This window comes from Egicoccus sp. AB-alg2, from assembly GCF_041821065.1.
Taxonomy (GTDB): domain Bacteria; phylum Actinomycetota; class Nitriliruptoria; order Nitriliruptorales; family Nitriliruptoraceae; genus Egicoccus.
This window is the reverse complement of sequence record NZ_JBGUAX010000007.1, coordinates 369,065-387,517: the sequence shown is the minus strand read 5'-3', so window position 1 is coordinate 387,517 and position 18,453 is coordinate 369,065. Positions and strand designations below refer to the sequence as shown.

Annotated in this window: 17 protein-coding genes; 11 read left to right on the top strand and 6 right to left on the bottom strand. The window is 74.0% G+C overall.

Annotated elements, in window-relative coordinates; translation table 11 throughout:
* Nucleotides 1–87: 87 nt before the first annotated feature.
* Genes ACERM0_RS16085 through ACERM0_RS16060 form a run of 6 tightly spaced genes read left to right on the top strand, consistent with a single transcriptional unit; the run spans nucleotide 88 to nucleotide 6,871 of the window.
* On the top strand, nucleotides 88–990 hold the full coding sequence (locus ACERM0_RS16085) for a xanthine dehydrogenase family protein subunit M (protein WP_373679631.1): 903 nt from the start codon (nucleotides 88–90) through the stop codon (nucleotides 988–990).
* Complete coding sequence (locus ACERM0_RS16080) at nucleotides 990–1,475, top strand: (2Fe-2S)-binding protein (protein WP_373679656.1); 486 nt, start codon at nucleotides 990–992, stop codon at nucleotides 1,473–1,475. The genes ACERM0_RS16085 and ACERM0_RS16080 overlap by 1 nt, the downstream gene beginning before the upstream one ends.
* Nucleotides 1,472–3,898, top strand: coding sequence for an aerobic carbon-monoxide dehydrogenase large subunit (locus ACERM0_RS16075; RefSeq protein WP_373679630.1), 2,427 nt, complete (start codon nucleotides 1,472–1,474; stop codon nucleotides 3,896–3,898). Before ACERM0_RS16080 ends, ACERM0_RS16075 begins: the two co-directional genes overlap by 4 nt.
* Before the next feature lie 2 nt (nucleotides 3,899–3,900).
* On the top strand, nucleotides 3,901–4,785 hold the full coding sequence (locus tag ACERM0_RS16070; RefSeq protein WP_373679629.1) for an XdhC family protein: 885 nt from the start codon (nucleotides 3,901–3,903) through the stop codon (nucleotides 4,783–4,785).
* Between the two features lie 5 nt (nucleotides 4,786–4,790).
* Nucleotides 4,791–5,675, top strand: coding sequence for an AAA family ATPase (locus ACERM0_RS16065; RefSeq protein ID WP_373679628.1), 885 nt, complete (start codon nucleotides 4,791–4,793; stop codon nucleotides 5,673–5,675).
* Complete coding sequence (locus ACERM0_RS16060; RefSeq protein ID WP_373679627.1) at nucleotides 5,672–6,871, top strand: VWA domain-containing protein; 1,200 nt, start codon at nucleotides 5,672–5,674, stop codon at nucleotides 6,869–6,871. Before ACERM0_RS16065 ends, ACERM0_RS16060 begins: the two co-directional genes overlap by 4 nt.
* 9 nt (nucleotides 6,872–6,880) lie before the next feature.
* On the opposite strand, the gene ACERM0_RS16055 is transcribed toward ACERM0_RS16060, so the two are convergent.
* Nucleotides 6,881–7,564 carry a hypothetical protein gene (locus ACERM0_RS16055; protein ID WP_373679626.1) on the bottom strand — a complete coding sequence of 228 codons (684 nt, stop codon included), beginning with the start codon at nucleotides 7,562–7,564 and terminating at the stop codon, nucleotides 6,881–6,883.
* A 113-nt stretch (nucleotides 7,565–7,677) separates the two neighbouring features.
* A complete protein-coding gene (locus tag ACERM0_RS16050) occupies nucleotides 7,678–8,841 on the bottom strand; it encodes a ThuA domain-containing protein (protein WP_373679625.1) in 1,164 nt (387 codons plus the stop codon).
* Nucleotides 8,842–9,062: 221 nt separating this feature from the next.
* On the opposite strand from ACERM0_RS16050, the gene ACERM0_RS16045 reads away from it, so the two are divergent.
* A complete protein-coding gene (locus ACERM0_RS16045; protein ID WP_373679624.1) occupies nucleotides 9,063–9,455 on the top strand; it encodes a DUF2237 family protein in 393 nt (130 codons plus the stop codon).
* Between the two features lie 35 nt (nucleotides 9,456–9,490).
* Here ACERM0_RS16045 and ACERM0_RS16040 read toward each other — a convergent pair whose 3' ends face one another.
* A complete protein-coding gene (locus tag ACERM0_RS16040) occupies nucleotides 9,491–10,087 on the bottom strand; it encodes a dihydrofolate reductase family protein (RefSeq protein WP_373679623.1) in 597 nt (198 codons plus the stop codon).
* Between the two features lie 88 nt (nucleotides 10,088–10,175).
* Complete coding sequence (locus ACERM0_RS16035) at nucleotides 10,176–10,682, bottom strand: hypothetical protein (RefSeq protein WP_373679622.1); 507 nt, start codon at nucleotides 10,680–10,682, stop codon at nucleotides 10,176–10,178.
* Nucleotides 10,683–10,908: 226 nt separating this feature from the next.
* Between ACERM0_RS16035 and ACERM0_RS16030 the strand changes: the two genes are divergently transcribed.
* The 3 genes from ACERM0_RS16030 (at nucleotide 10,909) to ACERM0_RS16020 (ending at nucleotide 14,158) form a co-directional block, all read left to right on the top strand.
* Entirely contained in the window at nucleotides 10,909–12,597 is a 1,689-nt protein-coding gene (locus ACERM0_RS16030; protein WP_373679621.1) for a hypothetical protein, read from the top strand.
* Nucleotides 12,578–12,811, top strand: a complete 234-nt coding sequence (locus tag ACERM0_RS16025) for a hypothetical protein (RefSeq protein WP_373679620.1) — start codon at nucleotides 12,578–12,580, stop codon at nucleotides 12,809–12,811. The genes ACERM0_RS16030 and ACERM0_RS16025 overlap by 20 nt, the downstream gene beginning before the upstream one ends.
* Nucleotides 12,812–13,117: 306 nt before the next feature.
* Nucleotides 13,118–14,158 carry an alpha/beta fold hydrolase gene (locus ACERM0_RS16020; RefSeq protein ID WP_373679619.1) on the top strand — a complete coding sequence of 347 codons (1,041 nt, stop codon included), beginning with the start codon at nucleotides 13,118–13,120 and terminating at the stop codon, nucleotides 14,156–14,158.
* On the opposite strand, the gene ACERM0_RS16015 is transcribed toward ACERM0_RS16020, so the two are convergent.
* Together ACERM0_RS16015 and ACERM0_RS16010 are read right to left on the bottom strand one after the other, a co-directional pair.
* On the bottom strand, nucleotides 14,088–15,617 hold the full coding sequence (locus tag ACERM0_RS16015; RefSeq protein ID WP_373679618.1) for a flavin-containing monooxygenase: 1,530 nt from the start codon (nucleotides 15,615–15,617) through the stop codon (nucleotides 14,088–14,090). The two genes, ACERM0_RS16020 and ACERM0_RS16015, sit on opposite strands and share 71 nt — an antisense overlap.
* Nucleotides 15,614–17,521, bottom strand: a complete 1,908-nt coding sequence (locus tag ACERM0_RS16010; protein WP_373679617.1) for a hypothetical protein — start codon at nucleotides 17,519–17,521, stop codon at nucleotides 15,614–15,616. Before ACERM0_RS16010 ends, ACERM0_RS16015 begins: the two co-directional genes overlap by 4 nt.
* A 93-nt stretch (nucleotides 17,522–17,614) precedes the next feature.
* Here ACERM0_RS16010 and ACERM0_RS16005 point away from each other — a divergent pair, with 93 nt between their 5' ends.
* Entirely contained in the window at nucleotides 17,615–18,367 is a 753-nt protein-coding gene (locus ACERM0_RS16005; protein WP_373679616.1) for a MerR family transcriptional regulator, read from the top strand.
* The last annotated feature ends 86 nt before the right edge of the window (nucleotides 18,368–18,453 follow it).

The window sequence follows — 18,453 nt, the reverse complement described above, 5'->3', positions numbered from 1 at the left end:
TGGCGCGCCACGGCCGCAGCGACGGGGCCGGTGGACACCGTGTCTCCCACGGTTCGTGACGTCGACGGACCGGGAGGCCACCGCAGGATGCAGGTACCGGAGACGTTCGCCTACGAACGGGCCGGCAGCATCGAGGAGGCGATCGCGCTCCTCGAACGACATGGTGAGGACGCCCGGCTGATCGCCGGCGGCCACAGCCTGCTGCCGATGATGAAGCTACGGCTCGCCGCGCCCGAGACCCTGATCGACATCAACGGCATCCCCGGCCTGGACCAGATCCGGGTCGAGGGCGACCACCTCGTCATCGGCGCGCTCGTACGCCATCGCCAACTGCTGGAATCCGCGCTGCTCGCCGAGCACTACCGGATCTTCGCCGACGCCGAACGCGTCATCGCCGACCCGCTGGTCCGCAACCGCGGCACGCTCGGCGGTTCGCTGTGCCAGGCCGACCCGGCCGAGGACCTCTCGGCCGTCTGCTCGGCCCTGCGCGCCGAGGTGGTGATCCGTTCCTCGGACGGCTCGCGGATCGTCCCGCTCCGCGCGTTCCACGAAGGCCCGTACATGACCGCGGTCGGCGACGCGGAGATCCTCACCGACGTGCGCGTCCCGATCCGGCCGGGTGCCGGCAGCGCGTACGAGAAGGTCGAGCGCCGTGCCGGTGACTGGGCCGTGGCCGCCGCCGGCGCGTTCGTGCGCCTCGACGGCGACACGATCGCCGACGTCGGGCTCGGACTGGCCGCGGTCGGCGCCGAGCACTTCACGTGCGCCCAGGCCGAGCACGCCCTGCGCGGCGCGCCCGCGGACCGGGACACCCTCGCGCGAGCCGCGCAACTGGTCCACGACCACGTCAACCCGACCGCCGACCAGCGTGGACCCGAGGACTACAAGCGCCACCTGGCGCGGGAGCTGACGATGCGGGCACTGACGCGGGCCGTCGCCCACGCCCGTGGGCAGGAGCCCCCGACCTGGAACGACGGGAGGGGCGTGTGATGCAGGTGACGATGACGGTCAACGGCGACGAGGTCACCCGCGACATCGAGCCGCGCATGCTGCTCGTCCACTTCGTCCGCGACGAACTCGGCCTGACCGGCACCCACTGGGCGTGTGACACCTCCAACTGCGGCGCCTGCACGCTGTGGGTCGACGGTGAGGCCGTGAAGAGCTGCACGACGCTGGCGGTCATGTGCGAGGGCAGGCAGGTCCGCACCGTCGAGGACCTCGCCCGCGACGGCCACCTCGACCCGGTCCAGCAGGGGTTCATGGAGGAGCACGGCCTGCAGTGCGGGTTCTGCACCCCGGGGATGATGATGACCGCCAAGTGGCTGCTGGAGCGCGACCCGGACCCCGACGACGCCACGATCCGTGAGGCCATCAGCGGCAACCTCTGCCGTTGCACCGGCTACGAGAACATCGTGCGGGCCGTCCGCTGGGCCGCCGAGCACCCGGCCACGAGCGAACCGGAGGTCACGGCATGACCACCACCGACACGCCGGCGCCGGCCCCCGAGCACCGCCGGCACAGCGACGCGGGCAACCCGATCGGCTTCGGCCGCATGCTGCGCAAGGAGGACGTGCGCTTCCTCCGCGGCCACGGCAACTACGTCGACGACGTGACGCTGCCGGGCATGTTGCACGGCGCCATCCTGCGCAGCCCGTTCGCGCACGCCCGCATCCGTTCGATCGACACCAGCGCGGCCGAGGCCCACCCGAAGGTGAGGGCCGTCATCACCGGTGAGACCCTCGCCGGGCTGGGCCTGGCGTGGATGCCGACGCTGTCCAACGACACCCAGGCGGTGCTGGCCACCGACAAGGTGCGCTTCCAGGGCCAGGAGGTCGCCTTCGTCGTCGCCGAGGACCGCTACAGCGCCCGCGACGCCCTGCAGCTGATCGACGTCGACTACGAGCCGTTGCCCGTCGTCGCCGACGCCAAGCAGGCCCTGGCGCCCGACGCCCCGGTGATCCGCGACGACCTCGAGGGCCGCACCGACAACCACATCTACGACTGGGAGGCCGGCGACAAGGCCAGGACCGACGAGGCGTTCGCGAACGCCGAGGTGGTCGTGACCCAGCACATGCTGTACCCGCGGGTGCATCCCGCCCCGATGGAGACGTGCGGGTCCGTGGCGCACATGGACCCGATCACCGGCAAGCTCGTGATCTGGACCACCACCCAGGCCCCGCACGCGCACCGGACGCTGTACGCGCTGGTCGCGGGGCTGCCGGAGCACAAGATCCAGGTCATCTCGCCCGACATCGGCGGCGGGTTCGGCAACAAGGTCGGCATCTACCCCGGCTACGTGTGCTCGATCGTCGGCTCCATCGTCACCGGCAAGCCGGTCAAGTGGATGGAGGACCGCTCCGAGAACCTGATGTCGACGTCGTTCGCCCGCGACTACCACATGACCGGGTCCATCGCCGCGACGCGCGAGGGCAGGATCCTGGGGCTGCAGGTCGACGTGCTGGCCGACCACGGCGCCTTCAACGGCGTCGCCCAGCCCACCAAGTACCCGGCCGGGTTCTTCCACATCTTCACCGGCTCGTACGACTACCCGGCCGCGCACTGCAACGTGAAGGCGGTCTACACCAACAAGGCGCCGGGCGGCGTCGCCTACGCCTGCTCGTTCCGGATCACCGAGGCGGTCTACCTCGTCGAGCGCATGATCGACTGCCTCGCCGACGAGCTCGGGATGGACCCGGCCGAGCTGCGGCTGAAGAACTTCCTGCGACCCGAGCAGTTCCCCTACACCACCCCGACCGGCTGGGAGTACGACTCCGGCGACTACCCGCGTGCCATGCACGAGGCGATGCGGATCGCCGGCTACGACCAGCTACGCGCCGAGCAGGCCGCCAAGCGGCGCGCCTACGAGGCCGGCGAGTCCCAGGAGCTGATGGGGATCGGCATCTCCTTCTTCACCGAGGGGGTCGGCGCCGGACCGCGCAAGCACATGGACATCCTCGGCCTGGGCATGGCCGACGGCTGCGAGCTGCGGGTCCACCCGACCGGCAAGGCGCAGCTGCGGCTGTCGGTGCAGTCCCAGGGCCAGGGGCACGAGACCACGTTCGCGCAGATCGTGGCCGAGGAGCTCGGCATCCCGCCCGAGGACATCGAGGTGCTCCACGGCGACACCGACAACACGCCGTTCGGGCTGGGCACCTACGGGTCGCGCTCCACGCCGGTGTCCGGCGCGGCCGCGGCGGTGGTCGCCCGGCGCGTCAAGGACAAGGCCCGCCTGATCGCAGCCGCCGCCCTGGAGTGCTCGGCGGACGACCTCGAATGGGAGCAGGGCCGCTGGTTCGTGAGGGGCGATCCCGACCAGGGCAAGACCATCCAGGAACTGGCGATGGCCGCCCACTCCAACCTCGAGCTGCCCGAGGGCGTGGAGGGCCACCTCGACGCCACCGCGGTGTACGACCCGCCGAACCTGACCTACCCGTTCGGGGCCTACATCTGCGTGGTCGACGTCGACGCGGGCACCGGCGTGGTCAAGGTCCGCCGGTTCGTCGCCGTGGACGACTGCGGCCCCCGCATCAACCCGATGATCGTGGAGGGCCAGATCCACGGCGGCCTCGCCGACGGCATCGGCATGGCGCTGATGGAGGTCATCGCCTTCGACGAGGACGGCAACAACCTCGGTGGCTCGTTCATGGACTACCTGCTGCCCACGTCGATGGAGTGCCCGTCCTGGGAGCTGGGACAGACCGTGACGCCCTCGCCGCACCATCCCCAGGGTCTGAAGGGTGTCGGGGAGTCGGCGACGGTCGGCTCGCCGGCGGCGGTGGTCAACGCCGTGTGCGACGCCCTGCGGATCCGGCACGCGGACATGCCGCTGACGCCCGCGGTCGTGTGGCGGGCGGCCCAGGGCCGGCCGCTGCGCACCGACCTCGCGATCGTCGAGTGACCATGGACCTCGCCCTGGACCAGCGTTCGGCGCAGCTGCGCACGTCACGGATCCCGTTCGTGCACGCCCGCGTCGTGCTCGCCGAGCGCCCCACCTCCGCCAAGCCCGGCGACGAGGCCATCGTGCTCGGCGACGGCACGATCGAAGGTTTCGTCGGCGGTGAGTGCGCGGAGTCGACGGTCCGCGAGCGGTCGTTGGCCGCGTTGCGCTCCGGCGAGTCCGCCCTGCTGCGCATCACCCCCGACGCCGAGGCGGACCAGCCGGGCAAGGTGGTCGTCCACAACCCGTGCCTGTCGGGCGGGACGCTGGAGATCTTCCTGGAGCCCGAGGTGCCGGCCCCGCTGGTGGTGGTCGCCGGCAGCGCCCCGATCGCGCAGGCGCTGGTCGAGCTGGGCGAGCGGCTCGGCTACGACCTGCGCCCGCACGACGGCACGCTTCCCGAGGACACCAGTGCGGTGGTCGTGGCCTCGCACGGCCGCGACGAGGAGGCCGTGCTGAGCGCGGCGCTGCGGGCCGGCGTGCCCTACGTGGGGCTGGTCGCCAGCCCGCGCCGGGGCAGCGCCGTGGTGGCCTCCCTCGACGTCCCCGACGAGCTGCGGGCGAAGGTCCGCACGCCGGCCGGCCTGGACATCGGGGCGCACACGCCCGGCGAGGTCGCCCTGTCGATCCTCGCCGAGCTGATCGCCCGGCGGCCACGTCCGCAGACCCCCGGCCCGTCCCCGCTGCCGATGGTGCAGGACGCCACCGCGACCGACCCGGTGTGCGGCATGTCGGTGCCGATGGTGGAGGCCTCGCTGCACCTGGAGGTCGACGGCCGCACGTGGTGGTTCTGCGGCAGCGGCTGCCAGCGGGCCTTCGCCGCCGACCCGGCCGCGTTCGGCGCGTGAGCCACGTGAACGGACCACCCCCGCTGGTCGAGTCGGTCGCGGAGCTCTCGCACCGGCTCGACCGGCAGGGCTACCTCGCCGACCAGGGGCTGGCGACGGCGCTGTTCTGCGCCACCCGCCTGGCCCAACCGCTGCTGCTGGAGGGCGAGGCCGGCGTCGGCAAGACCGAGGCGGCCAAGGCCCTGGCCGCGGCCCTGGACACGCCGCTGCTGCGGCTGCAGTGCTACGAGGGCATCGACGCGTCCGAGGCCCTCTACGAGTGGAACTACCCCCGCCAGTTGCTGGCGATCCGGCTGGCCGAGGCGGAGGGGCGCACCCTGACGGAGACGTCGCTGTTCGGCCCCGACTACCTCGTCGCCCGCCCGCTGCTGCAGGCCATCGAACACCCCGGCCCTCACCCGGCCGTGCTGCTGCTGGACGAGGTCGACCGCGCCGACGACGAGTTCGAGGCCTTCCTGCTGGAACTGCTGGCCGAGGCCAGCGTCACGATCCCCGAGCTCGGCACGGTCCGGGCGCTGCAGCGACCGATCGTGCTGCTCACCTCCAACCGCACCCGCGACCTGCACGACGCGCTCAAGCGCCGGTGCCTGTACCACTGGATCGACTACCCCGACCTGGACCGGGCCGTGGAGATCATCCGCCGCCGCGTGCCGGAGAGCCACCAGCCGCTGGCTGCGCAGGTCGCCGCGGCGGTCCAGCGGCTGCGCAGCCTCGACCTGCAGAAGCCGCCAGGCATCGCCGAGGCGATCGACTGGACCCGGGTCCTCGAGCTGCTGGGCGTGACCGAGTTGGACGAGGTCGCCGTCGCCCAGACGCTCGGGTCGGTGCTCAAGTACCGCGAGGACGTCGAGTACGCGCTCGACCGCGGGGCCGGCTGGGTCGGCGGATGACGGACGACCCGACCGGCCCGAGCCTCGCCGAGCGCATCTCCGTCGCCGAGGTGGCCGGCCGCTTCGGTGCCCTGCTGCACGCCGCCGGGCTGCCGGTCACGCCCGAGCGCAGCGGCCGGTTCGCCGCCGCCCTCCAGCACGCGCTGCCGGCCACGGACGAGGAGCTGTACTGGACGGCGCGGGTGACGCTGTTGAGCGGGCACGACCAGGTGGCGGTCTTCGATCGCGTGTTCGCGCAACTCGTGGGCGGGCTGGTCGACCCGGCCGACTTCCGCGGTGATGCCGCCGCCCCGGCTCCGGCACACGTGCGGCCCGGCGCGCCGCGGCCGAGCGGACGCACCGGCACGCCCGCGGGTGAAGCGAGCCTGCCGTCGGCGGCCACGGCACCCGGCACCACCGGGGCGCCGGACCCGCTTCGCGAGGCGCCGATGGTCACCGTCAGCGGCCGCGAGCGCCTGCGCGGCCAGGACTTCGCCACCCTCACCGACGTCGAGGTGGCCGCCGTGCACCGGCTGGTCGCGCAGCTGACCCTGGCACCGCCGCCTCGGCCCTCCCGTCGAAGGGTGCTGTCCGCACGCGGTGACCGGATCGACCTGCGCACGACGCTGGCACGGGCGCGGCGCACCGGCGGCGACCCGCACCACCTCGCCCGACGGGCGACCCGGACCCGGCCGCGCCGGCTCGTGCTGCTGTGCGACATCTCCGGGTCGATGGAGCCCTACGCGCGCGTCTACCTGCAACTGCTCCACGCGGCCGTGCGGGCCTGCCGCGCCGAGGCGTTCGTGTTCGGGACCCGGCTGACCCGGGTGACGAAAGCGCTGCGGACCACCAGCCCCGACCTGGCGTTGCGGCAGGCGGGCCGGGCCGCGCCCGACTGGTCGGGTGGGACACGGATCGGCGAGGCGCTGCGCCGCTTCCTCGACGACCACGGCCGCCGCGGCATGGCCCGCGGGGCGCTGGTGGTGATCGTCAGCGACGGCTGGGAGCACGGCGACGCCGCGCTGCTGGCCGAGCAGATGCGGCGGCTGCACCGGCTCGCGTTCCGCGTGGTGTGGGTCAACCCGCGCTCCGCCAGCCCGCGCTACGAACCGCTGGTGTCCGGGATGGCCGCCGCGTTGCCGTTCGTCGACGTGTTCGTCTCCGGCCACTCGCTGGCCGCGCTGGACGACGTGGTCGATGCGATCGGCGCGGCCTGAACGTGCGCGTCAGTGGTCGTGGAACTCCAGCGGCACCGACACCGGATCACCGTCGGCGGGCAGGAACAGGTGGACGTGCCCGAGCCCGGCGTCGATGTTGAGCTCGTCGAGTTGCTCCGCGGCGACGGCCCACAGCTCGACCGCGTTGTCGCGTTGCTCGGCGGCCAGCGCGACGAGCCGGTCGGCGGCGGGCCCGTCGGTCGCGACGGCCTCCGCGTAGGTGACGACGGCGGCATCCAGCTGCCGCACCGCTCCGAGCAGCGAGCCGTGGGTGCCGTTGAAGGCCGGCGAGCCGTGCCCGAACGGGGCCAGGTGGTCGACGGCGTCCTGCGTCCTGGCCCGCCAGGTCGCGACGGCCTCGGCGTCGGCCGGTCGGCCCGTGGCGGGGTCGTGCACCGGCAGGACGGCGTCCAGATCGCCCAGCAGCGTCATCAGGTCGGCGTGGACGTGCCGGGTCTCGTCGGTGAGTGCCTCGGCGAGCCGGCGCTGTTCGGCGTCGTACTCGTCGGCCAGCGCCGCCGCGATCTCCTCCATCGAGTTGGGTTCCGGCGTGTCGGGGCGGCTGGCGGCGCCGCCGAGCAGGCCCACGACGAGCCCGCCGAGCAGGACCCCGGCCGCGAACACGAGCAGGGGCGACCGCCGCGCCGAGGCGGCGGGGACGTGGCGACGGCGGCTGGTGGTCGAGCTGGGCATCGCGGGTCCCGATCTTCGTCCGGCGGCCCGGTCCGGACGTCGGTGTCACGGAGCGGGCCACCACGCGAGCGAACGCGACGGCCGGGGGTCCACCCCCGGCCGCCACGCGGTCGTCACATCCCCGCGTCCGCGAGGCCCTGTTGCCAGGCCACGAGGTCGAGGAGCTTGCCGGACAGCACGGCGCCGGCGGCCGCGTCCGGGCCCAGCGCCCGCGCCAGGGTCGAGGCGGTCCGAAGCTCCCGCATCGCGCCGTCGCGGTCGCCATCCTCGGCCAAGGCCTCGCCCCGGTCGACGTGGCTGGTGACGTTGCGGACCGCCGCCGCCTGCCGGGCGCGCTCGGCGGGTGCGTCGAACTCGGCGGCCTCGAGGTCGGCGAGCAGGTTGCGCACCTCGAAGAAGGTCACGCAGTCGCCGCCGCCGTCGACACGGCCGGCCGACCACAGGATGCCCTGCAGCAGGTGCTCGAGGAACAGCACGTCGGTGACGAACGACTCGTTGGTGTGGCCACCCGCCGTGTACCAGGAGCGGCCACCCTCGAAGTTGTGGCACCAGGCGATCGGGTGGTCCTCACCCATGGCCCCCGAGCCGGCGCCGTAGGTCGACTCGTCGAGGTTCAGCAGGACGTGGACCGACGGGCGCGGGCTGACGAAGAAGTTGTACCACTCGTCGTAGCGGTGCCAGACGGGCGGCAGCATCTGCGTCGAGGGGTGCGCCGGGCTCTCGACGACCTTGTCCGCGAGCTGGTTGGCCGGGTGGCTGCGGAACCGCGCGCCCCCGCCCGTCAGCTCGCCGTACCAGGGGACGGTGTGCATGGAGTCGGTCGCGGCGTGGACGCCGGCGAAGCCCCCGCCGGCGCGGACGTAGCCCTGCAGCGCGGCGAGCTCGTCCGCGTCGAGGAGGGTCGGCCGTGCCGGATTCAGGCTGTTCGTGCCGTCGACCGTGGACACGAACACCAGCGTTTCGTACTGGGCCAGGTCCGCGGCGCTGGTGAACGGCGTGCTGGGCAGGGTCCGGTCCGGCTGGCCGGGCGAGTTGCCGCCCGGGACACCGGTGCTCGGCGGGTCCCAGACGTCCACCTCGAAGCCATGGGCGTCGCCCATGGCCATGATCGCGGTGGTGGCGGGGACGATGCTGGCGTGTCGGAAGCCCGTGGTCTTGCCGACCACGAGCACCTTGAACGGATCGGTGTCCTCGACGGCCGTCGCGCCGGGCATGATCCCGAGTGCGAGTGCGGCGACGGTCGTGCCGACCAGGAGTCGGCGTCTGGCGAACTTCACGTTGCTCTCCCTCGTGCTCCCGGTGAGTTCCCACCCCCGGCGCTCGTCGGCGGGGGGCCGCCCGATCTCCCGCTCGGTCGGACCCGACGTGCCACCTCGGCCCGCCGGATTCGTTCTACACTAGAACAAATGTGGCCGGGCGGCCACCGTGATGGCCACATCGGGTGGAACCGTCGGCGCCTCGCGACGGCGACGGCAGTCGCGCAGCTAGCCTGGCCGGCATGAGCGAGCGCAACGTCCTGGGCGGCGACCTGCAGGGATGCAGCGTCGAGCCGCTGACCGGCTGGTTCCGCGACGGCTCGTGCCGCAGCGGCCCCGACGACGTCGGCCGCCACACCATCTGCGCGGTGATGACGGCCGAGTTCCTGGCTCATCAGCAGTCGATCGGCAACGACCTGACGACGCCGCGACCGGAGTTCCGCTTCCCCGGCCTCTCACCGGGCGACCGGTGGTGCGTCACGGCGATCAACTGGCTGCGGGCACACCAGGACGGCGCCGCCGCGCCCGTGGTGCTGTCCGCCACCAGCGAGCGGACCCTGCAGCTCGTCCCGCTGGAGGTGCTGCGCCAGCACGCCGTCGACGTCCCCGACGACCTGCGCGACCTCGGCGGCTGAACCGCGGCGCCCGCGGCGCCCCGCGGCCGATCGCGTCAGGCGCGGCGGGCGGGCCGGTAGGTGCAGATCTGCACGCCGGTGCCGGCGGTCACGGCCGACACCAGCTCGAAGGTCCGCATGGCGCCGTCCTCGGGGAAGATGCGCTTGCCACCCCCGAGGATCACCGGCTCGATCATGAGTGCGAGTTCGTCGACGAGGTCCTCGCTCAGCAGCGTGCGCACGAGCGTGGGGCTGCCGAGGACCGCCAGGTCGCCACCTTCGGTCTCGCGCAGCTTGCGGATGCGGGCCACTGCCTCGTCACCCGGGATGCGGGTCGTGTTCGCCCACGTCAGGTCGTCGTCGCCCAGGGTGGAGGTCACGACGTACTTGCGGATGCTGTTCATCCGCTCGGCGAACCGGTCGTCGCTGCGCTCTGGCCAGGCCGCGGCCATCGTCTGCCAGGTCCGGCGCCCGAACAGCAGCGCCTCGTTGCGCGACATGCCGTCGTCGATGGCGGCGCCCATGACGGTCTCGTCGAAGAACGGGTGCGACCAGCCGCCGTGCGCGAAGCCGCCGTCGGTGTCCTCCTGCGGCCCTCCTGGCGCCTGCACGACCCCGTCCAGGCTCATGAACTCGTTGACCACGATGCGCATCGGGCTCGCTCCTGCTCGTCCGGTCGTCCTTCGCGAGGCTGACGACCCGGCTCGGCCGAACTCATCGGTGCGCGCGCTCTCGCACCCGTCACGGTGCCGGATGCGGGTCGGTCGGGGCGGACGCGGCGGCCTCGTCGTGCCCGTCCGACAGCAGGCGACGGACCGCCGCGCGCGACAGCAGCAGGGCGACCACGAGCAGGGTGACCGACCAGAAACCGCCCAGGCTGACCGCGTCGCCGAACACGAGGTCCACCAGCTCGAGCACCACGAGCTTGCTGCCCGCGGCGGCCAGCCACAGCAGCAGCGCAGCGACGACCTTCGCGCGGACGGTCATTGCGCCGCGGAACCGCGCGACGGCCCTTCCCTTGACGATGACGACCAGCTCGAGGGCGAGCTTGAGCAGGACCGCGGTGAGCAACGAGAGCGTGAAGCCTTCGCTGATCACCGCGGGGAGGTACTCGATCGCGAGGTTGAGGACCACGACGTAGACGAAGACGTCGACGACGTCCTCCGGCCTTGCCCGGATGGCCCGCAGCAGCGAACCGGAGCCGGAGCCGGCCGGTGCCGACGGATCATCGCTTCGCGTCGTGCCCACGGCGAAGTATGGGCCACGCAGCCGCCCCGCGTCAGCGTGTCCACCGTGACGAGCAATGGGCGCATCGCGTCGGCCTGCCCAGCAGCCGGAGCACACGTGCGCAGGGCGGGCGCGAGCGCCCGTCCGCCGGGTGGCGGGCCGCCGAGCCGGCATCCTCCCGCCTCGGTCGTCGACGCGTCCACGGGGGCGTGAGCGGACCGCTCGGACAGGCACGCGGGTGGGGGCGTTGACAGCGGAGCAGGCGGCGGCATGGCGGCGTCTCGCCGTGCCCAGCTGGGTGCCGCGACTCGCGCTCACCGCGCTCTGGGCCGTCGCCGTGGTGGTCGGGGTGGCGTCCGACGACACGGTCTGCACCGCATCGGAGCCGTGCTGGCCCGACCCGCTGGGGACGGTCCTGTTCGTCCCGATCCTCGCGACGCCGGTCCTGCTCTGGTGGCTGCCCCGCCTCGGGTGCGTCTGGGGCGGGGCACTCGCGATGTGGGCAGTCGTCGGTGACGACCAACTCGCGGTGCGCGCCGCCTTCGCCGTCCACGCGCTCGCGTCCGTGGTCGTCGCTGTGCGGTTCTGGCGAGCCCGCGCCGCGCAGCAGCAGTTGGTCGGCGCCGTCGCCGCGGACGCGCTCCGGCCGCTGCCCGCCGTGCCGGTCGACCCGAGCGGTGCGCTGCACGACCCCCGCCGTGACTGGCACCTCCTGCGTGTCGGCGCCACCGCGCTCGCGCTGCTGTGCGCCACGGTGCTGGCCGGGTGCTATCTCCACCTCGACCGCGCCGATGCGCAGCACCGCAGCCGCGCGGTCGCCGTCGCTGCCGACGTCGTGGCGGTCGACGAGTGGGACGTCACCTTCGCCGTGCCCACCGCGCTCGGCGCCTCCCGTCAGGTCGTGCTCGAGGTGTGGGATCCCGACGACTACCCGGTCGGGGTACGCGCCCCGGTGCGGGTCGACCCGACCGACGAGGGTTGGGTCGAGCTCGTCGCCGAGCCGCACGATCGAACCCTCTGGCTGGGCGCCGCGGCAGTGGCGCTCCTGTTCGCTGGGCTGTGCGGGGCGCAGGAGTGGCGACGCCGGTGGGCGGTTTCCTCGCTCTGGTTCGGCCCGCTCCCTGCGGTCGACGTTCTGCTCGTGCCCGACGAGGTGGGCGATGCCCTCGTGTTCGGGGTCGACGCGGACCCGATCACGTCGGCGCCCGTGGCACGGCTGCCCGTCGCAGGCCTCCTCCCCGACGGATCACCGCTGGCCGCGCCCGTGGGGTTCGTCGAGGGCGACGATCCCGAGGACGATGTCGAGGAGGAGGCCGCCTTCGCCCGGGCCTGGCGCGGCGAGGACGGACGAGCGGACGCCTCCGCCCCGGAGCGCGCGACCCTGCTCGGGGCGTTCCACGACGGTGGCTGGGTCGCCCTCGTCACGCCGGCCGGGACGTTGGTGCCCGCCGGACCGTTGCGGGCCTGCACGGACACCCTGCCGGGTGCCGTCCGCCGCCGATGGCGGCGGAAGTCGGCGCCGGGCACGGCGGCGCCGGTCGGCGAGGACGCCCGCGCGAGCGGGACGGTGGACAGCGGCCTGCCGGGCGTCCCCGTCACCCCGGCGGCATGGGAGGCGCTGCCGAGGCTGCCGCTCACCGTCCACGTCGCGCGCCGGACACGTCTGCAGGGACTGGGGCTGGTCGTCGGCGCGTTCGTCGGGGTCCCCGCCGTCCTCGTGCTGCTGGGCGGGGGCCGGCTCGGCCTCGCGATCGCCGCGCTCGGGGGGGCTCGAGACGCTGTCGTCCGGCATCCACCGGATGCGCACGCGGCTGCGGCTCACGACGGATGCGCTCGAGGTGCGCACCGCGTGGCGGTCCCGTTCGATCGAGTGGGCCGCGCTCCACGGGGTCAGACGCGACGGCGCCCGGCTGTCGTTGGCCTGGGGCGCCGGTGAGATCGTCGAGCTCCCGGAGCTCGAGGCGGCGTCGGCGACCCGGATCGACGGCGCCGCGTCGCTCGGGGCGGTCATCGCCGCGATGCAGGAGCGCGCCACCGCCGTCGAGCGGCAGGACGCGCCGGTCACCGCGCGCTGGGGCGGCCCGGCCTGGGTGCTCGCCGGTGCCTACGGCGTCGTCGTGCTCGCCGCGTTCCTCGCGGCGACGCCGTGAGCACCAGCGGGACGAATCTCCGGCTGGCCAGACCGGCGCTGAGTCGGTAGTGGTGAGCGGCTGGGCTGCTCCCGCGGAAGCGCTTCCACGGAAACGGTGCACCCTCGAAGGTGCGCCCGAAGTCGACGACATGACCCACGGTCGAGCCGAGGTTGCACCGCTGCGGCAGCGGCTCGACCGTGCGGCGCAGGCTCGACCACATGGGCCGCCGGCTGCGCACCACTGCGGTGGCCTGCAGCCGGGCTTCGTGACACCGATCGGTGACGGATACGCTGGACCGTTGTCCGATGCGAGGAGAGCCAACCGATGGTGACGCGGCGCACGAAGTGGGCCGGTGCGGCGACCGGCCTGGCCAGCCTCGCCGGCGCCGTCGCCACCTGGGAGCTCACCCGCCGGCGGGACCGCCGGCGACTCCTCGACGACCCGGAGCACGACATCCTCGACGCGCCCCTGCCCGGGATCGGCCGCACGGTCGTCTCGGCCGACGGGACGCGGCTGGCGGTGTGGGAGGCCGGCCCCGTCGACGGGCCGGTCGTCGTGTTCGCCCACGGTTGGGGGATGGGGGTCCGGTTCTGGATCCACCAGTTGCGGGACCTGGCCGTCGACCACCGCGTGATCGCCTACGACCAGCGCGGGCACGCCGCCAGCGGCCGCCCGACCGACGGTGACTACTCGGCCGACGCGCTCGCGGACGACCTCGAGGCGGTGCTGCGCACGTGCGTGCCGGCCGGCCGCACGGCGCTGCTGGTCGGCCACTCCATGGGGGCGATGAGCATCGTGGCGTGGGCCAACGCCCGTGACGGCCGGCTGGAGGACCGGGCGCACGCGGCGATCCTGGCGCAAACCGGCGTGGACCAGCTGCACTCGACGTTCTTCGCCGAGCTCGGGGTCGCCAAGCTGCTGGCCGACACGGTCGGCGCCCGGGCGATGACCTCGCGGCTGCCGCTGCCGCCGGGGCCGAACCCGGTCGGCTACCGCGTCACCGCCCACTTCGCCCACGGTCAGGACGCGCCCCCCTCCGCGATCGCGCTGACGGAGCAGCTGTTCCTCGACACGCCCGCCGACGTCCGCTCGGCGATCGGCGTGATGATGAGCTCGCTCGACCTCACCCGCGGGGTCACGAAGCTGGCGATCCCCACGACCGTCGTGATGGGCACCGCGGACCGGCTGACGCCGCCGGTGCACTCGCGCCGGCTGGTCGCCGCCCTGCCGAACGCGCAGCTGGTCGAGCTGGAGGGGGCCGGTCACCAGGCGCCGCTGGAGCGGCACCACGAGTTCACGAGGCTGGTGCGGGAACGGGCGGTGCCGCCGGCCGAGGAAGCGTCGCCGGAGCGGGCGTCGGCCTGACCACGCGCTGCTCGGCGAGATCGAACCGCCCGGTGCGGCGGCGGAACTGCCAGGTGAAGCGCGGCCACAGCGTGGAGTTGCGGCCGGAGGCGTCGAGGTACCAGCTCGCGCAGCCGCCGGTCGTCCACACCGTGCCGGCCAGGCGCTGCTGGACCTGTTCGTCCCACGCGGCCTCGACGTCGGGGCGCACGTCGACGGCGGGGACGGCGGACTCGGCCATGGTGTGCATGGCGGCGACGAGGTAGCGGATCTGGGCCTCGGCCATGAACACGATCGAGTTGTGGCCCAGCCCGGTGTTGGGGCCGACCAGCAGGAACAGGTTGGGGAAGCCTGCCACCTGGGTGCCGAGGTAGGCGCGCATCCCACCGGCCCAGGCGTCGGCGAGGCTGCGCCCGTCGCCGGCGTGGATGCGCCGGGCGATCGGTGGGCGGGTCACCTCGAAGCCGGTGCCGAAGACGATGGTGTCCACCTCGACCCGGGTGCCGTCGGCTGCGACGACGGTGCTGCCGCGCACCTCGGCCAGGCCGGACGCGACGAGGTCGACGTCGGGCCGTGCGAGGGTCGGGTAGAAGTCGTTGCTGATCAGCACGCGCTTGCAGCCCAGCCGATAGTCGGGCCTCAGTTTCGTGCGCAGCGCCGGATCCGGGACCTGGGTGTGCAGGTGCCGCAGGGCGGCGCGCTCCGCGACGGCCAGCAGGCGCGGGTCCAGCGCCAGGCCCAGCACGTAGCTCTCGCGCAGCCAGTAGTCGCCGGCGCGGGCCAGCCGCTGGATCAACGGCACGTTGCGGAACAGCCACCGCTCCGCCGCCGTCAGGTCACGGTCGGCCCGCGGCACGATCCACGCCGGCGTGCGCTGGAAGACGGTCGTGCGTGTGGCCCGGCGGGCGACGTGGGGTGTGAACTGGATCGCGGAGGCGCCGGTGCCGACCACGGCCACGCGCCGTCCGGTCAGGTCGTGGTCGTGGTCCCAGCGCGCGGAGTGGAACACGCGGCCCGGGAAGGCGTTCACACCGGGGATCGGCGGTATCGAGGGTTCCGACAGCGGCCCCGCGGCGGCGACCAGGACCCGGGCGACGTAGGCCTCGCCGCCGTCGGTGGTGACGTGCCACCGGGCGGTGGTCGGGTCCCAGCGGGCCTCGGTCACGGTGCGGCGCAGCCGCAGCCGGGGAAGCACACCCCATTCCAGGGCGATCTTGCGCAGGTAGGCGTGGATCTCGGCCTGGGGCGAGAAGCTGCGCGACCAGTCCGGGTTGGGGGCGAAGGAGAACGAGTAGACGTGGCTCGGGACGTCGCAGGCGGCGCCGGGGTAGGTGTTGTCGCGCCACGTGCCGCCGACGTCGTCGCCGCGGTCGAGCACGACCAGGTCGTCGAACCCGTTGCGCAGGAGCTGGACCGCGGCGCCCAGGCCGCTGAAACCGGCCCCGATGACGACGACGTCGTGGTGGTGGGTGGTCGTCATCGCTGGCGCTCCACGCCGATCGGGGCGGCGGTCCCGTGGTCGGCCGTCCCGTGGTCGGCGGTCCCGTGGTCGGCCGTCCCGTGGTCGGCGGCCCCGCGGTCGCCGGTCGGCGCAGCCTCGGGCGCGTGGTCGGGCGGCGCCACCGCCGGCCGCCGACGATCCGCCGCGACGACGCCACCGCCCACGGCACCGAGCAGGCCGAGGATCATGCCCGCGATCAGCATGCCCCCGACGATGCCCGGCCAGAGCGGACCGTCCTGCTGCTCGCGCAGCATCAGCTCGTCCTGGAACTGCATCGGCTGTTCGCGGACGGCCTGCAGCTCGATGGCGGGCTGGCCGTACTCCGGGTCGGCCGGCAGCGCGATCGGTGCGGCCCCGAGCGCGGCCCCGTCGGCCAGGCGCACCATCGCCTTCCAGCTGCCGCCGACCTGGACCGGCTCGGGGGCGACGTAGCGGCCGGGTGCGACCGGCTGCAACGGCAGCAGCTGGCGTCCCCCGCCCTGCCAGGCGAACACCTCCCAGCGGTCGGCGCCGACCGCGGCGTCCGGCGGGTCGACCTCGACGACCACGTCGACGCGCCCCTCGCCGGCGGGCGCGGTGAGGATGCGCACGTCCACGTCGGGGGTGATGCGCGGGAACGGCACGGCGACCGCGACCGCCACCACGGCCAGGGCGGCGACCACGCCGGCGCGCGGCAGGCCGGCGGGGCGATGCGTCACGACCCGGCCGTAGGCGCCCCCGAGCACCGCCGCGGCAACGCCGGCCGCCGCGGCGACGCCCAGGAACGGCAGCAGGCCGGGCTGCCACGGGTGGTGGGCGACCAGCTGCGCCCAGACCCACAGTTCGGCGAGTCCGAGGGTGGCGACGCCCACCCCGGCGGCCAACGACGTGGCCAGCGGTCCCCGGCCGCGAGCGAGCCGGAACGCGATCTCGATCGCCACGGCCGCGCCGAGGTACAGCGGGAAACGCGGCGCGGACAGCCCCCACGCGCCGGCCGCCATCGCGGCACCCAGCACGCGGAGGACGACGAAGTGGGCGACGGTCAACAGGGCGCCGCCCGGGCCCAGCACGACCCGGGCCGCGGTCAGCCCGAACCCGGCCGCGAGTGCCAGCAGCACCGGCTGGTAGCCCTGCTGCCAGAACGGCACGCCCAGGTCGAACTCCAGCTGCCACGCCGACAGCGCGATCAGCGAGGCGCCGGCCAGCACGGCCCGGCCGTGGCGGTGCACCCACGGGCGGCCGGCGCCGCGGCCGGCCTCGGTCAGCAGCAGCCACCCGGCCAGCGGCGAGAACACCGCCGAGGAGATCATCGTCAGGTGCGGTGGGCTCCACATCGTGACGTCCAGGCCGTAGACCGCGTGCCAGAACTCGTCGATCCAGTAGCCGGCGATCGCGAGCGCACCGCCGACCAGCAGGCCGGCGGCGCCCAGCGGCACCGTCCAGCGGCGCACGCGCCAGCCGACGTCCGCGCCGGCACGGGTGGCCAGGGCGGTGGACACCACCCCGGCGGCACCCAGACCGGTGAGCCCGAGCAGCAGGTAGACGTGGGGCGGGCTCAGCAGGAACTCGTCGCGGCCGAGGTCGATGTGCCAGGCGACGTCCCACACGAAGCCGGCGTAGGCGACCAGCAGAGCACCGAGCAGCACGAGCAGGCCGGCGGCCGACCACGTGGGCAGTCCGGTGAGGTGGGCGGCGCCGGCCCCGAACCGGTCCAGAGCCCGGCCCGCGCGGGTGGCCGCCGGCGCGTCGGTGGGTGCGGCGACCCGAGCGCCGACGGCGGCGAGCCACACGAACGCCACCACACCCGCGGCCACGACAGCGGCCACGTACCACCAGTCCCCGCCGAACTGGGCGAAGTCCTGCCACAGGCCGCGCAGTGCGGCGCTCGAGCTGGTCGGCTCCATTCGGCCACCTCCTATACGACACCGAACGATGTCACATCGTTGCGTGGCTCGCAACCCGACGATCGATCGAGGCCGACCGGCTACGGTCGCGCCATGTACCGGATCGACGAACTCGCCGCCCGAGCGGGCACGACGTCCCGCACCATCCGCGCCTACCAGGCGCGGGGGTTGCTGCCGCCGCCGCAGTTGAAGGGCCGCACGGGCTACTACGGCGACGAGCACCTACACCGCCTGCGGCTGATCGACGACCTCCAGGCGCGCGGGTTTAGCCTGGCGGCCATCCGGCACACGCTGGACACGTGGGCGACCGGCGGGGACCTGGGCGACCTGCTCGGCTTCGAGCACCTGCTCACCGCCCCGCTGACCGACGAGCAGCCCCAGCGCCTGCACCTCGACGAACTGCGCCAGCGGTTCCCCGAGGCCGCCGAGGACCCGGCGCTGCTCGTCCGCGCCGCCGACCTCGGCCTGGTGGAGTTCGATGCCGACGGCGAGATGGCCACGGTGCCCTCGCCGCTGCTGCTCGAGGCCGGATCCGAGCTGACCCGCAGCGGCATCCCGCTCGCGGTCGTGCTCGACCTCGTCGAACAATTGCGCGGGGACGCTGCCACCATCGCCCGCCGCTTCCTCGACCTCGTCGACCAGCAGCTGCTACTGCCCCTGGTCGAGGGCCGGTCCGACGCCCGTGACCCGCACGACGTGCTCGCCTCGCTGCAGCGCCTCCGCCCGATCGCCATCGAGGTCGTCCGCCCGTTCGTCGCGCGGGCCCTGCAGGACGCGATCGGCCAGTCGCTGCGCGCCCACGCCCAGATCCTCGACGCCCGGGCAGAGGACCCGCCCGGCGCCTGACCGGCCCGGCTCGAACGGCGGTCGGCCGCCTCGTCAAGCCGCCGTGCACCGGCGCGAGGTCGTTCGTCGGTGTCGGGCCCGCATGG

Bases quoted from the DNA above. Each gene is read 5' to 3' on its own strand.
- ACERM0_RS16085 (WP_373679631.1), top strand. From the start codon at position 88: ATGCAGGTACCGGAGACGTTCGCCTACGAACGGGCCGGCAGCATCGAG.
- ACERM0_RS16080 (WP_373679656.1), top strand. From the start codon at position 990: ATGCAGGTGACGATGACGGTCAACGGCGACGAGGTCACCCGCGACATC.
- ACERM0_RS16075 (WP_373679630.1), top strand. From the start codon at position 1,472: ATGACCACCACCGACACGCCGGCGCCGGCCCCCGAGCACCGCCGGCAC.
- ACERM0_RS16070 (WP_373679629.1), top strand. From the start codon at position 3,901: ATGGACCTCGCCCTGGACCAGCGTTCGGCGCAGCTGCGCACGTCACGG.
- ACERM0_RS16060 (WP_373679627.1), top strand. From the start codon at position 5,672: ATGACGGACGACCCGACCGGCCCGAGCCTCGCCGAGCGCATCTCCGTC.
- ACERM0_RS16055 (WP_373679626.1), bottom strand. From the start codon at position 7,564: ATGCCCAGCTCGACCACCAGCCGCCGTCGCCACGTCCCCGCCGCCTCG.
- ACERM0_RS16045 (WP_373679624.1), top strand. From the start codon at position 9,063: ATGAGCGAGCGCAACGTCCTGGGCGGCGACCTGCAGGGATGCAGCGTC.
- ACERM0_RS16040 (WP_373679623.1), bottom strand. From the start codon at position 10,087: ATGCGCATCGTGGTCAACGAGTTCATGAGCCTGGACGGGGTCGTGCAG.
- ACERM0_RS16020 (WP_373679619.1), top strand. From the start codon at position 13,118: ATGGTGACGCGGCGCACGAAGTGGGCCGGTGCGGCGACCGGCCTGGCC.
- ACERM0_RS16015 (WP_373679618.1), bottom strand. From the start codon at position 15,617: ATGACGACCACCCACCACCACGACGTCGTCGTCATCGGGGCCGGTTTC.
- ACERM0_RS16010 (WP_373679617.1), bottom strand. From the start codon at position 17,521: ATGGAGCCGACCAGCTCGAGCGCCGCACTGCGCGGCCTGTGGCAGGAC.
- ACERM0_RS16005 (WP_373679616.1), top strand. From the start codon at position 17,615: ATGTACCGGATCGACGAACTCGCCGCCCGAGCGGGCACGACGTCCCGC.